The organism is Mucilaginibacter lappiensis, assembly GCF_050433765.1.
GTDB lineage: Bacteria > Bacteroidota > Bacteroidia > Sphingobacteriales > Sphingobacteriaceae > Mucilaginibacter > Mucilaginibacter lappiensis_A.
The window spans coordinates 1,053,558-1,066,481 of sequence record NZ_JBNPWP010000002.1 but is presented as its reverse complement, the minus strand read 5'-3'; the positions used below and the strand labels follow the sequence as shown (position 1 = coordinate 1,066,481).

At 42.8% G+C, this 12,924-nt stretch carries 12 protein-coding genes; 8 read left to right on the top strand and 4 right to left on the bottom strand.

Annotated elements, in window-relative coordinates:
• Window positions 1-13 precede the first annotated feature (13 nt).
• The 3 genes from yidC to M2273_RS10085 all read left to right on the top strand — a co-directional run bounded on the left by yidC (window position 14) and on the right by M2273_RS10085 (window position 4,099).
• Window positions 14-1,846 carry a membrane protein insertase YidC gene (gene yidC / locus M2273_RS10095; protein ID WP_429396210.1) on the top strand — a complete coding sequence of 611 codons (1,833 nt, stop codon included), beginning with the start codon at window positions 14-16 and terminating at the stop codon, window positions 1,844-1,846.
• A gap of 234 nt (window positions 1,847-2,080) precedes the next feature.
• Entirely contained in the window at window positions 2,081-3,448 is a 1,368-nt protein-coding gene (locus M2273_RS10090) for an exonuclease domain-containing protein (RefSeq protein ID WP_429396207.1), read from the top strand.
• Between the two features lie 111 nt (window positions 3,449-3,559).
• A complete protein-coding gene (locus M2273_RS10085; protein ID WP_429396204.1) occupies window positions 3,560-4,099 on the top strand; it encodes a pyridoxamine 5'-phosphate oxidase family protein in 540 nt (179 codons plus the stop codon).
• Between the two features lie 99 nt (window positions 4,100-4,198).
• Here the strand turns inward: M2273_RS10085 and mutS are convergent, their stop codons facing one another.
• Window positions 4,199-6,808 carry a DNA mismatch repair protein MutS gene (mutS, locus tag M2273_RS10080; protein ID WP_429396202.1) on the bottom strand — a complete coding sequence of 870 codons (2,610 nt, stop codon included), beginning with the start codon at window positions 6,806-6,808 and terminating at the stop codon, window positions 4,199-4,201.
• A gap of 490 nt (window positions 6,809-7,298) precedes the next feature.
• Between mutS and M2273_RS10075 the strand changes: the two genes are divergently transcribed.
• Window positions 7,299-7,685 carry a hypothetical protein gene (locus tag M2273_RS10075; RefSeq protein WP_429396199.1) on the top strand — a complete coding sequence of 129 codons (387 nt, stop codon included), beginning with the start codon at window positions 7,299-7,301 and terminating at the stop codon, window positions 7,683-7,685.
• 29 nt (window positions 7,686-7,714) lie between these two features.
• On the opposite strand, the gene M2273_RS10070 is transcribed toward M2273_RS10075, so the two are convergent.
• Complete coding sequence (locus M2273_RS10070) at window positions 7,715-8,173, bottom strand: hypothetical protein (RefSeq protein ID WP_429396196.1); 459 nt, start codon at window positions 8,171-8,173, stop codon at window positions 7,715-7,717.
• Window positions 8,174-8,686: 513 nt separating this feature from the next.
• Between M2273_RS10070 and M2273_RS10065 the strand changes: the two genes are divergently transcribed.
• Genes M2273_RS10065 through M2273_RS10055 form a run of 3 tightly spaced genes read left to right on the top strand, consistent with a single transcriptional unit; the run spans window position 8,687 to window position 10,678 of the window.
• Window positions 8,687-9,094: a DUF2809 domain-containing protein gene (locus M2273_RS10065; protein WP_429396194.1), complete on the top strand. Its 408-nt coding sequence runs from the start codon at window positions 8,687-8,689 to the stop codon at window positions 9,092-9,094.
• 2 nt (window positions 9,095-9,096) lie between these two features.
• On the top strand, window positions 9,097-9,867 hold the full coding sequence (locus M2273_RS10060) for an oxygenase MpaB family protein (protein WP_429396191.1): 771 nt from the start codon (window positions 9,097-9,099) through the stop codon (window positions 9,865-9,867).
• The gene (locus M2273_RS10055) at window positions 9,842-10,678 is read left to right on the top strand and encodes a DUF817 domain-containing protein (protein WP_429396189.1); all 837 of its coding nucleotides are present in this window, start codon (window positions 9,842-9,844) and stop codon (window positions 10,676-10,678) included. Before M2273_RS10060 ends, M2273_RS10055 begins: the two co-directional genes overlap by 26 nt.
• Window positions 10,679-10,686: 8 nt before the next feature.
• Here M2273_RS10055 and M2273_RS10050 read toward each other — a convergent pair whose 3' ends face one another.
• Window positions 10,687-11,244, bottom strand: coding sequence for a sugar O-acetyltransferase (locus M2273_RS10050; RefSeq protein WP_429396186.1), 558 nt, complete (start codon window positions 11,242-11,244; stop codon window positions 10,687-10,689).
• Window positions 11,245-11,318: 74 nt separating this feature from the next.
• Window positions 11,319-12,254: a cation diffusion facilitator family transporter gene (locus M2273_RS10045; protein ID WP_429396183.1), complete on the bottom strand. Its 936-nt coding sequence runs from the start codon at window positions 12,252-12,254 to the stop codon at window positions 11,319-11,321.
• A 169-nt stretch (window positions 12,255-12,423) separates the two neighbouring features.
• Between M2273_RS10045 and M2273_RS10040 the strand changes: the two genes are divergently transcribed.
• The gene (locus M2273_RS10040) at window positions 12,424-12,840 is read left to right on the top strand and encodes a hypothetical protein (protein WP_429396180.1); all 417 of its coding nucleotides are present in this window, start codon (window positions 12,424-12,426) and stop codon (window positions 12,838-12,840) included.
• Window positions 12,841-12,924: the final 84 nt, after the last annotated feature.

Below are 12,924 nucleotides of genomic sequence, written 5' to 3'. Positions count from 1 at the left end.
GACACAATAAGTAATGGATAGAAATACATTTACAGGATTATTCCTGATCATGGCTATTATAGCTGGCTCGATTTATTTTTTAAAGCCATCTGATGCCGAACTTAAAAAAGAACGCCTGGTACAGCAGCAGGACTCTTTAAAAAAGGCCGGTCTGGCTAAAGCAAATACGCCTGCTGCGGCAAAGTCTGATACCGGCAAAACGGCTAAAACAACCGTAACTGATTCGGCTACTTTAAAAAGTCCGTTTGGCGCAGCATCTGTAGGCAGCGAAAAGCTGATAATCCTGGAGAATAAGGACCTGCTTGTAAAATTAAGCACACGCGGTGGTAAAGTTGCTTCTGTTGAGTTAAAAAACTATAAAACCTTTGATAAAAAACCACTTATTCTTTTTAGTGGTACTCAAAATCATTTTGGTTTAAACTTTTCAACCGGAGAGAAAAATATCAATACCGACGAGTATTATTTTACTACAAACACTCCTGAACTAAAAGTTGCCGAAAATGATTCGGCTTCGGTTACCTTACGTTTAAGCTACAGCCCTACCCAGTATATCGATTATATATACTCGTTAAAAGGTACCGGCTTTAAATTGGGTTTAACCATTAAGCCTACCGGGCTTGATGGCGTGATCAATAACAGTGGCAACATCAACCTTAACTGGGCCGCCAGCCTGCACAAACAGGAAAAAGACGTTAAACAGGAGCGCCAATATTCAACCGTGTATTACTTTAACACTGAAGGCCACGATGATTACCTGAGCGAGACCAAAGATGATCAGAAAGATATCAGCGATAAAAAAATGGCCTGGATTGCCTTTAAGCAACACTTCTTTTCAAATGTACTGATCGTTAAAAATGGCATCAGCAAATCAAGCCTGTCGGTATCAACCGATGTGGTAGATACTACCGATGTTAAGCAAATGAAAGCCAGTTTAACCATCGCACGTTCTGCCGACGGCAGTGTGCCAATGGAGTTTTATTTTGGCCCTAACCGCTATTCAACATTAAAAGCACAGGGAAATGATCTGCAAAAGTTGGTTAACCTGGGCTGGGGACCATTAAAATATATTAACCAGTTTGCTGTATTACCAGTATTTAACTTCCTGAAACAGTTTAACTGGAACTATGGGCTCATCATTTTAGCCTTAACCATTGTACTTAAGCTGGTTTTATCACCGCTTACCTACAAATCATATCTTTCCATGGCCAAAATGCGGGTATTGAAACCTGAGATGGATGAGATCAAGGCTAAAGTGGGCGAAGATAACCCTACCCTGTTACAGCAGGAATATTTGAAGCTTTACAAAAAGGCGGGCGTAAACCCATTGGGCGGTTGTTTACCATTGCTCATACAAATGCCCATCGTGATCGCGTTCTTCCGCTTTTTCCCAAGCTTATTTGAGCTTAGGGGCGAAAGTTTTTTATGGATGCATGATCTGTCGACATATGACGCGGTGGTTACTTTCCCTAACATCCCGCTTATTGGCGATCACATTAGCTTAATGTGTTTGCTGATGACCATATCAACCCTGATCTATACTTATTTCAATAACCAGATCTCAGGTGCAACCGGTCAGATGAAATACATAGGTTACATTACACCGATCATATTCCTGGCTACCCTGAACAGCTATCCTGCGGGATTGAACTATTATTACTTCCTGGCCAACATGCTTACCTTTTTACAACAATACCTGATCAAATTCATGGTTGATGACAAAAAGATACATGCCCAGATACAAGAAAACAAAAAGAAACCGGATGATCCCAAAAAGAAAAAATCAGGTTTTGGAGCCCGCATGGAAGAAATGATGCGCCAGCAACAAGTACAACCTAAGAAAAAATAGTTTTTTTGGACTAAAGACTTTGGGACTATATGACTACGAGACTTTAGGACAAAAGACAATGAACTAAGAAAATAAGAAAGCCCAGGAATTAATTCCTGGGCTTTCTTATTTTCCAATCATCAAGGCGTCGCAATTGACGAATGACAAATCTAATAGTCCCATAGTCATACAGTCCCAAAATCTTAAATTCAAAAAAAACTAAAACAATTAGCAAACTTGTATTACATTTGAATTATGTATGCAATTGTTGATATTGAGACTACCGGGGGGCACGCCAGCGCTAATGGCATAACAGAAATTGCCATATGCATACATGATGGTAAAAAGGTAGTTAAACGCTTTGAAACCCTGGTAAACCCTTATAAAGAGATCCCCATCTATATCAGCGCGTTAACTGGTATCACTAACGAGATGGTACAAAGCGCCCCTCCTTTTGAGGATGTTGCAGCCGATGTTTACCACCTGATTCACGGAAAAATATTTGTAGCCCATAACGTAAACTTCGACTATTCATTTGTACGTTATCATTTGGCAGCGGCAGGTTATGATCTGCAATGCAATAAACTGTGTACCGTACGCCTGGGCCGTAAAATATTGCCGGGTCTGCCATCCTATAGCCTCGGCCGTTTATGCCGGCATTTGGGCATTGATAATGAAAGCCGCCACCGCGCCGCAGGCGATGCGGAAGCAACGGCCGAGCTGTTTACACTGCTGCTTAACAGCGATAGTAATGGTCACATTAAAAGCGCCTTAAAACAAAATTCTAAAGAGCAGTTATTGCCTCCTAATTTGCCCAAAACGGATATAGACCAATTGCCATACGGACCGGGTGTATATTATTTTCATGATCAAAAAGGCAAAGTGATATATGTGGGTAAAGCTAAAAATATCAAAAAACGGGTAAGCAGTCATTTTACGGGCAATAACCCGGGCCTGCAGCGGCAGGAGTTTTTACGCAACATTTGTCAGGTTACGCACCAGGTTTGCGGAACCGAGCTGATTGCTTTTGTGTTGGAGGCTATCGAGATCAAACGCCTGTGGCCAAAGTATAACCGCTCACTAAAACGCTTCGAAAACGCTTATTGCCTTTATGCTTTTGAGGACCAGCGCGGCTATTTACGTTTGGCAGTTGATAAACGCCGTAAATACAGCGATCCCATTTATACCTGTAACTCCCTGTTAGAAGGTTACAACTTATTAAACAAGCTGATTGAAGCCTTTAGCCTTTGTCCTAAGCTGTGTTTTATACAAAAAAACAATGATCCCTGTTTGGGTGCCAACGGCAGCTCCTGTGCCTGCGAGGGCGTAGAACCGGTTGATGAGTATAACCTGAAAGTAAATAACGCCATTAACGAGCTTAAACAGGCCCTGCCAACCTATGCCATCCGCGATGAAGGTCGTACCGGTGATGAACACAGCTGTATATTGGTGGAGAAAGGCCAGTTTTATGGCATGGGTTATATCTCCCATTATTTTGATGCCGATAATATCCAGCAGCTAAAAAATTACCTTACCCCTTATCCGGGTAATGACTATATCAAAAATATAGTTTCATCATACGCCATGCGCTATCCGGATAGAATGGTGGTGTTCGCGCCCTGATCCAGATTTCTCGTATTTAATAATTAATTATCCTAAAAGTTAATTATAGCCACACAATAAGTGTTTTGATGGGTTGTCAATATAACAATCACCTATTAAAACATTCTAAAAATGGATAGTATTAACCAACAACAACCAGAGGATAATTACAAAGATCTGGGCGGCCCGGAGGCGATAGCCAAGATCAAAGAATTGGTTGACAGCGCAAAAAGCTGCTTTTTTCTGAGTAACATCAAAACAGGTATTCCTGTTTCCATGCGGCCAATGGCTGTACAAAAAATTGACGATGACGGGAATCTGTGGTTCCTGAGCTCGAAGGACAGCCATAAGAACCACGATCTTTCCAAAGACCCCATGGTTCACCTGCTATTCCAGGGATCGGCACATTCCGACTTTCTGAATATTTACGGCATAGCCACAGTTAACGATGATAAGGAAAAGATCAAAGAGCTTTGGGAACCGATACTAAAAGTATGGTTTACCGAAGGTGAAGATGACCCGCGTATATCCGTAATTAAAGTTGAACCAACTGAGGGCTATTATTGGGACAATAAACACGGTAACGCTATTGCCTTCGCAAAGCAATTGGTTGGTGCAGCAATGGGCAAAACTTTGGATGATTCTATTGAAGGGAAATTGAGCGTAGACTAAAACGAAAAATGGTTGAGCGTTTCTCGCTCAACCATTTTTCGTTTTATCATTTTCACATCTGAATCCGCACATCCGCACATCTACATATCCGCACATCCATCAGCTTTTTATCACCCGCTGTATCTCATCCAGCTTCATCAGGGCCTCAACCGGGGTTAGGGTATTAACGTCGAGATTATTTAATGTATCGCGGATCTTGACCAGTACAGGATCATCAATGGAAAACATTTGCATCTGTACGGCCTGCTTTTGCACCTTGCGGATGCTTTCCTTAATATGTTCACCACCGGTCCGTTCGTTCTCCAGTTTCTTTAATATTTCGTTGGCACGGTTCAATACTTTTAGAGGCATGCCGGCAAGCTTGGCTACGTGGATCCCAAAGCTGTGCTCGCTGCCGCCAGGAACCAGCTTACGTAAAAATATGATCTGGTGACCAACCTCTTTTACCGATACGTTAAAGTTTTTGATGCGGTTAAAGGTATTGCTCAGTTCATTAAGCTCATGGTAATGCGTGGCAAAAAGCGTTTTGGCTTTTGCAGTTGGATGGTTATGCAGGTACTCGGCAATGGACCATGCGATGGAAATACCATCGTAGGTGGACGTACCGCGGCCTATCTCGTCCAGCAGGATCAGGCTCCTGTCCGACAGGTTATTCAAAATACTGGCCGTTTCGTTCATCTCCACCATAAAGGTCGATTCGCCCGATGATAAGTTGTCCGACGCCCCTACCCGGGTAAAGATCTTATCAACCACCCCTATCGAGGCCGATTTGGCCGGTACAAAGCAACCCATTTGCGCCATGAGCACAATTAAACCGGTTTGCCTTAACAGCGCCGATTTACCCGCCATATTGGGACCGGTAATGATGATGATCTGCTGTGTTTCCGAATCGAGGTACACATCATTGGTGATATATTCTTCGCCCAGCGGCAGGTTTTTCTCTATCACCGGGTGGCGGCCACCTTTAATATCAAGCACACGGCTCTCATTTATATCCGGCTTTACGTAATAGTTTTTGATGGATATGGCAGCAAAATTAAGCAGCACATCCAAACGGGCTATCAGCTGGGCGTTGAGCTGTATAGGCTTAATATATTCGGTAAGCGAATACAGCAGATCATTATATAAGCGGGTTTCCAGCGCCAGGATCTTCTCTTCGGCACCTAATATCTGCTCTTCGTATTCTTTTAGTTCAGGGGTAATATAGCGCTCGGCATTTACCAGCGTTTGCTTGCGGATCCACTCAGAAGGCACCTTATCCCTATGACTATGGGTAACCTCCAGGTAATAGCCAAACACGTTATTGAACGATACTTTAAGCGATGGGATCCCGGTTGATTCTGCCTCACGTTTCTGGATCTCGAGCAGGTAACCTTTGCCGCCAAAAGCTATCTTGCGCAACCTGTCCAGTTCCTCATTAATGCCTTCGCGCATTACCGATCCTTTTACGATCATGACCGGCGGCTCGGGATTTAGTTCCCGTTCTATCTTTTCGCAGATGAGCGTACAGGGGTTAAGCTGTTCGCCTATGGCCCGTAGTGGCTGGCTCTCTGATGTTTCGGCTATTTTTTTAATCGAGCCAATGGCTATCAATGCCTTTTTAAGCTGACAAACCTCGCGCGGATTAGCCTTTTGCAAACCTATTTTAGAGATGAGTCTTTCCAAATCGCCTATCTGGCGGATGTATTGCTGCAGATTTTCGCGCAGCTCTTCCTGGGCTATCAGGTACTCCACCACGCCCAGGCGGTCGTTAATAGGTTTTATTTCCTTTAGCGGCATTACTATCCAGCGGCGCAGTAAACGGGCACCCATGGGCGAACAGGTATGGTCAAGCACATCAACCAGGGTAAGGGCGTTCTCGTTGGCCGAGCCCACCAGTTCCAGGTTACGGATGCTGAACCTGTCTATCCACAAATACCTGTCTTCTTCAATACGGCCTATGGATGATATGTGCTGCAGGTTGCGATGCTCGGTCTCGTTCAGGTAATGGATGGCCACGCCCGCGGCAATAATGCCCAGGTTAAGCTTATCAATACCAAAACCTTTTAATGATTTTACCCCGAAGTGCTTGAGCAGGGTTTCGTTGGCATAATCGCCGCTGTAAGGCCATTCGTCAAGGGCGTAGGTATAAAAGCGGTCGCCGTAAGTATCCTTAAACTCACGCGAGCGGCTCTTGGGGTATATCACCTCACTGGGCGAAAAGCTTTGCAGCAATTTGTCGATATAATCACTGTTACCCTGCGCGGTCAGGAACTCACCTGTCGAAATATCAATAAGCGCAATACCTATAGTGTTTTTTTCAAAATGCAGCGAGGCCAGGTAATTATTACTTTTTTGATTCAGTATATTATCATTGGTGGCCACGCCGGGAGTAACCAGTTCGGTAACACCGCGCTTAACAATGGTTTTGGTGGTTTTAGGATCTTCCAGCTGATCGCAGATGGCTACGCGCTGTCCGGCCCTCACCAGTTTGGGCAAATAAGTATCGAGCGAATGATGCGGGAAACCGGCCAGTTCAATATGGGTGCCCACGCCATTGCCACGGCGGGTAAGTACAATGCCCAATATGCCTGCGGCCTTCACTGCATCCTCGCCAAAGGTTTCGTAAAAATCGCCCACGCGAAACAGCAGCAAAGCACCGGGGTACTTAGCCTTTATGGCATTATATTGCTGCATTAAGGGGGTTTCTTTGGTAGTATCTTTAGCCAAGCGGTTATTCCTTTTGTTAATCGGGTAAAGTTAATGCATTGGCTGCGGTTTTAAGGGATTGTGGAAAAGTTGAGGGTTTGTGGAATATGGTGTGTTACGGGTGGGCGGTGGCGAGGTGCGGGTTGAAGCCTGAAAATGTTTATTCCCTCCCCACGGGAGGGGTGCGGCGGGTTCCGTAATGGCAGGGAGGGGTTTCTACGATCTGTTGATATACTTTTATAGCATATAAACCATAACGCATAACCCCTGCCCCCCTTCCTGGGAAGGAATCGCACAACTTCCGCTTTCTCATCACAGACGACCACAACTAAGTCTTCAGGCTCCAATAAACTCATCATTTTTACGGCTATCACCTTCACGAATATTGTGTTAATAGTATACAGTTAACTTCACAATCGCCTAAAAATCAAATAATTATTATCAATAAATATTGTTTATTGATTTTTTAATTCTAAATTGTATCAGTATTGTTACATTTTAATAATGTAGTATGAAAGCCCTGCTCTTTACTTCCTTGCTCTTTATAGCGGCGTTTGGAACAAATGCACAAACTATCTCGCGCGATTCGGCTATGTTTGAAATTGCCAACACCGATGCAAAGAGGTTTAAACTTGATCATAATACCATGGGGCAATTCAGGGCGCACCATTTTCCCAATACTTCTGACCACTTTAAACCTACCGCTTCAATGGTAAGTGACACCTCGCTGCTAAAAGATTCAGCTTATATTAAAGCATTTAAAATGGCGGCCTATCAAAAAACATTACACCGTCGTACTACAGGGCATCATGTGTTAATTATAGGGTCAATAGCTGTAGCAGTTGTTGTCATTGTTGGCGTTATAGCTTTGGGTTCATGGAACTTTGGCAATCGCTAATAACCCTAAACCTTATCACACTTTAATACTTAAGTAGTTAACGAAAGCTCCTTGCTTTTCACTTTAAAATACCGTTTAACAATATCGTTGTATATGTCCCAGTCATTACCCTCAACCAAATCGGTAGGTATACAGATGCAGCTATTACGGATCCCTTCGCCTTTTACAGTAAAAAAAATAGACAAACCCTGGCCACGCGCTTTCCCGCAACTGATATCCGTGATATCTTTCCAATAGATCACCTTATGTTCAATATAATAGATCAGCTTTTCATTATCAAGCAGCAGGGCCGCTTTATCTTTTAAATCATAGGTAAAGCACTGCTTGCAATAATAAACAGCAACAGCTGTAAGAATGGCAATTACAGGTAATATGCCAGGCCAGTTATGATCATTAAGATCAGCAACACAAATAAATGCTATAGCAAAGGGTATAATGATGCCAATAAGCCATAACGCTTTACTGCATTTATAAGTAATTGTGCTCATTTTTAGGTTTGGGGGACACGGCTAAAATATACAATTATTACAAAAAAATAAAATATCTGACTATCAATTTTCAGGTCCTTTTATCGGTTTTAAAACAGCTAAAGCGCTGTGTTTTACTGTTTAATATTAATACGGAAATTTTGGAGGAATGGTTTGTTGCAGGGTACATTTTTATGGGATATAAAACCTTAAACCTTTTGAGAATATTTTGGTATACAGTTTATTCATAACACTCTACAAAATGGATACAATCTATTTAGCCAACAACAACTTAATCTGATTAGTATTTACTTTATGGCCGCTTATATAACAATCAGGAGGATAAAGTAAACCATGAAAACAAAGTCATCACTTTAACCATAATGGCTTTGATCTTGTTAACGGTTCCCCATTTAGAATATCAATTACCAGTGAGCCCGGATAAAATATGACCGTAAACCTGTTTCATTCTCTGTTCCGCTTGCAAATTTCATTATTTATCATTTACTTTGAAAAACAAAGTACTTTTAACAAATGGTAAAATTCTATCAATATTTCACTCCGGCCCTCTTGCTTTTACTGGCAGAAGGATTCATTGAGCGTTACGTACATGATAATGTTATACGCCCCTATGCAGGTGATTTTCTGGTGGTAGTGTTGATCTATTGCCTTATTAAAAGTTTTATAAATACACCTGTACTTAAAACCGCCGTCGGCGTATTGTTATTTGCCTATGCGACCGAGATATCACAGTATTTTAACTTAGTAGGGCTGCTGGGCCTGCAAAACTCAAGACCGGCTTTGTTATTGTTGGGGCATTCTTTTTCATGGCTGGATGTGCTGTGCTATACTTTGGGCATAACATTGGTAATAATTATTGAAAAACTAAGGGCTGTACCTGATGCCGGCACACATAGGCCCACTAAAATAAAAGTTAAATAACCATGGAATATTTTGTAGACAAGGATTCGATAGTGCGGAAAATATGGGGTAAGGCTGATACTATCCTGTTTATTTTTGCGGGTGCTGCTGCCGAATTTGCACTAAACAAGGCGGTAGACTGGCTGTATTTTACCGGCAGGCTCCCTGCCGATCCTTTGGGGCGGCTGTTTTCAACCGTGGCTTATTCCCGGCAGATCCTTTTTTCGGAGCAGGATGCAGCATTACGGGCTATTGATAAAATTACGGCCATTCACAAAGGTGTTGAGGCCAGCCGCGGCGAACAAATACCCGACTGGGCCTACCGCGATGTGCTGTTCCTGCTTATTGATCTTTCTATCCGCTCCTATGAGTTATTGGAGCGCCCGCTTACCAATATTGAAAAAGCCCAAACTTTTGCTGTATTTAAACGCGTTGGCGCACGGATGCAGCTTACCGGTTTACCAGGCAGCTATTCTGCATACCTGCATATGCGCCAAGAACACCTGCAACAAAACCTGGTAGTGGGCGAACTAACTATCGATCTGTACCGCCAGTATAAAAAGCATCTCGGCCCAATACGTTACCAGGTATTAAAACAGGCCCAACTGCTGGTGGTATCGCCAGAGATACGCAACCATTTGCCCTTAGATAAAGTGGCCTGGCTGCTGCCCGTTTTGAAGATATACAAATTATTCAGGCTCATAAAGCTGAATAATTTTTTACGCGATGCCCTGCTTCCGTCAACTTATAAATCGCAGGTAAAAAATCTTGATAATTTATATATACAATCTTAAAGCATTGAAAACCGGTATCCGCCACTTCTTCACATTTGTTAGGCAGCAAGCTTTGGCTTGCCTGTTTCCGGCACTGGTTTTTACCATGCTGGCCGTTTCGCATTTGTTTAAAGGCGTTATGCCCCGGTATGATTTTATGCTGATGGCCTGTGTATTGATACAAGCGGCCATGTATTACACCAAAATTGAAACCGGCGACGAGGTACTGGTAATCTGCATTTTTCACCTTTTGGGCCTCATGATGGAGCTTTTTAAAGTACATTATGGTTCATGGACTTATCCTGAATTTGCCTATACCAAGCTTTTTGGTGTGCCTTTATACAGTGGTTTTATGTATGCCAGCGTGGCCAGTTACCTATGCCAGGCCTGGCGACGGCTTGATCTTGAAATACTGCATTGGCCACACCACTATACTGCCCGGGTTATAGGCGTCTTTATTTATCTTAACTTTTTCACCAATCATTTTATATATGACGTACGATACCTGATAGGTTTACTGATCCTTTATTTTTTCAGACGATCAATAGTGGTATTTTACCTGGGTGGCAAGGCTTACCGTATGCCTACTATACTATCATTCCTGCTCATTGGTTTTTTTATATGGCTGGCAGAAAATGTGGCTACCCTGCTTGGTGCCTGGAAATATGCTTACCAGCACAATGGCTGGGCTATGGTGAACTATCAAAAAATAAGCTCCTGGGGCTTTTTGGTGATCGTAAGCTTTATTATAGTGGCCGAATTGAAGATGCTGAAACAAGGTGTTAAACAAGCTAAACGGATAGCTCCTGCTGATGAAGCCATAACCATTTAGCCTATAAATTATAGTTCTCTGATCACCTTACAAGGGTTGCCAGCCGCCACCACGTTGGCCGGGATATTTTTGGTAACAACACTGCCTGCACCTATGGTGGTATTATCGCCAATGGTTACGCCGGGGCATATAATTACACCGCCACCCAGCCATACATTGTTGCCAATGGTAATGGGCGCAGCATATTCGGGGCCTTTGATCCGTTCGGCTGCTATTACCGGGTGATAAGCGGTATATATCTGCACATTGGGTGCTAAAAATACATTGTCGCCAAAAGTTACGCGGGCGCAATCCAATATAATGCAGTTAAAATTCAGGAACAGGTTATCGCCCGCGAAAATATTAGAGCCATAATCGCAATAAAACGGCGATTGTATATCTATGCTATTTTGAAAACCACCCAGCAAGTCCCTTAAAATGGCTTTTTTACCATCCTTATCATCATAGCTTAAGGCGTTATACTCGGTAAACAGTTTACGGGCTTTTGAACGGCCTGCTACCAGTTCCGCATCGCTGGCATCATACAGTTCGCCATCGAGCATTTTTTGCAGTTCTGTTTTTATCATGGGTAATGGGTTTATTAGCGATGCAGTATAGTGATATTTTTTGAAGATAAATAGAGTTTTTTATCCCTCCCAGGCTAAATATAAGTCTGCACATTTGGATCAATCTTATCCGTATAAATATCGGGCTGAATGATCACAAAGTGGATCAGGTTGTACTCGTCCTTTACGCGGTTGCGGATGCGCGAAATGGCTTCGTTTATCTGTCCGGTATCCAGGTTTGGTTTAAATGCCACAATGAGCATAAGCAGGATCTCGCTTGGCGACTGATAGGTTGACAGGATATGCATCAGTTTTAATACATCGGCATCATGCTCCACAATCTGGGTTATTCGCGCTTTAGTTTCTTTCCTTATCCCCTCGCCCATTAATAAGCTGCGGCTTTCGCGTGCCAGTATGATAGATACGCCAATGAGTAGCAAACCCACCAGTAAGGAGGCTACCCCATCCAGGTAATTTAAATGATACCTATGCCCTACAAATAAGCAGATCATTACGATGAATAAGCCGATCACTGCCGCGCCATCCTCAAACAATACCAGGAAAGTTGATGGATCTTTACTATTAGTGATAGCCTGCCACCAGGTTTGGTCGCCACGTAATTTGTTAAACTCCTTTGCCGATATAATGAATGATGTACCCTCAAACACAACAGATGAGCATAATACCACGTAGCTCCAGGTAGGATTGCCGGGCATATCGGGATGTATAATGTGGGTAATACCCTGATAAATGGAAACCCCGCCCCCCAAACCAAAGATAAGTATAGATACGATGAACGAATAAAAATACAATTCCTTGCCATAACCAAAGGGGTGCCTGGCGTCGGGCTTTTTCTTACTTTGATGTAAACCAAGCAATAGCAACAACTGGTTTGCGGTATCAACCAGCGAATGAACACCCTCGGCAATCATGGCGGCGCTGTTGCTGATTATGCCTGCAATAAATTTGGTAACCGCTATAAGCAGATTTGCCGCCAGTGCACTATAAATTGATTTATTTGATGATGCCATACCTAAAACCAAAGTGATTTTTGGGCATATTTGTTTGGAAGAAAAAAAATCCAAATAAACCATTCATTATCAGTATTTTAAATCTTGCTAATGTTAATTAATCAAAACATTCTGCATTTCACCACGTTATCATATTAGTTAATTTTTAAAATATCTAAAGAAAAACGTTATGAAAAATTTAAGATTAGCAGCTGCAGCTATTGCACTGACATTTACCTGCTCGGTAGTTTTTGCAGGTAATCATAAAGCTGATGATCAGCAAAAAGCAAACGGTTTAAATGTTAAAAAAACAGTGATGGTTACGGATACTATTCCTGATAAAAAGAAAAAGAAGAAAACGCCTAAAAGCACAACACCGGCGCCTGTCCCAACGCCTACACCTAAAGATACAACACCGAGTCCGACTCCAACACCAGTGCCAAGCCCGACTCCGACACCAACACCGACTCCAACGCCTACACCCGATCCTAATCCGGCACCAACACCACCTTCACCAATGCCAAGTCCAACACCATCACCTACACCTACACCAAGCCCTACGCCAACACCACCTTCACCAACCACACCTACACGTCCAGGTAATTAAACCGGCTATAGGTTAACATAAATGAAAAAGCCTCCTAATAGTATCAGGAGGCTTTTATATTTTAAAACAAGGTACACCCTTATT

Bases quoted from the DNA above. Each gene is read 5' to 3' on its own strand.
- yidC (WP_429396210.1), top strand. From the start codon at position 14: ATGGATAGAAATACATTTACAGGATTATTCCTGATCATGGCTATTATA.
- M2273_RS10070 (WP_429396196.1), bottom strand. From the start codon at position 8,173: ATGAGCACAATTACTTATAAATGCAGTAAAGCGTTATGGCTTATTGGC.
- M2273_RS10060 (WP_429396191.1), top strand. From the start codon at position 9,097: ATGGAATATTTTGTAGACAAGGATTCGATAGTGCGGAAAATATGGGGT.
- M2273_RS10040 (WP_429396180.1), top strand. From the start codon at position 12,424: ATGAAAAATTTAAGATTAGCAGCTGCAGCTATTGCACTGACATTTACC.
- M2273_RS10075 (WP_429396199.1), top strand. From the start codon at position 7,299: ATGAAAGCCCTGCTCTTTACTTCCTTGCTCTTTATAGCGGCGTTTGGA.
- M2273_RS10045 (WP_429396183.1), bottom strand. From the start codon at position 12,254: ATGGCATCATCAAATAAATCAATTTATAGTGCACTGGCGGCAAATCTG.
- M2273_RS10065 (WP_429396194.1), top strand. From the start codon at position 8,687: ATGGTAAAATTCTATCAATATTTCACTCCGGCCCTCTTGCTTTTACTG.
- M2273_RS10050 (WP_429396186.1), bottom strand. From the start codon at position 11,244: ATGATAAAAACAGAACTGCAAAAAATGCTCGATGGCGAACTGTATGAT.
- M2273_RS10085 (WP_429396204.1), top strand. From the start codon at position 3,560: ATGGATAGTATTAACCAACAACAACCAGAGGATAATTACAAAGATCTG.
- M2273_RS10090 (WP_429396207.1), top strand. From the start codon at position 2,081: ATGTATGCAATTGTTGATATTGAGACTACCGGGGGGCACGCCAGCGCT.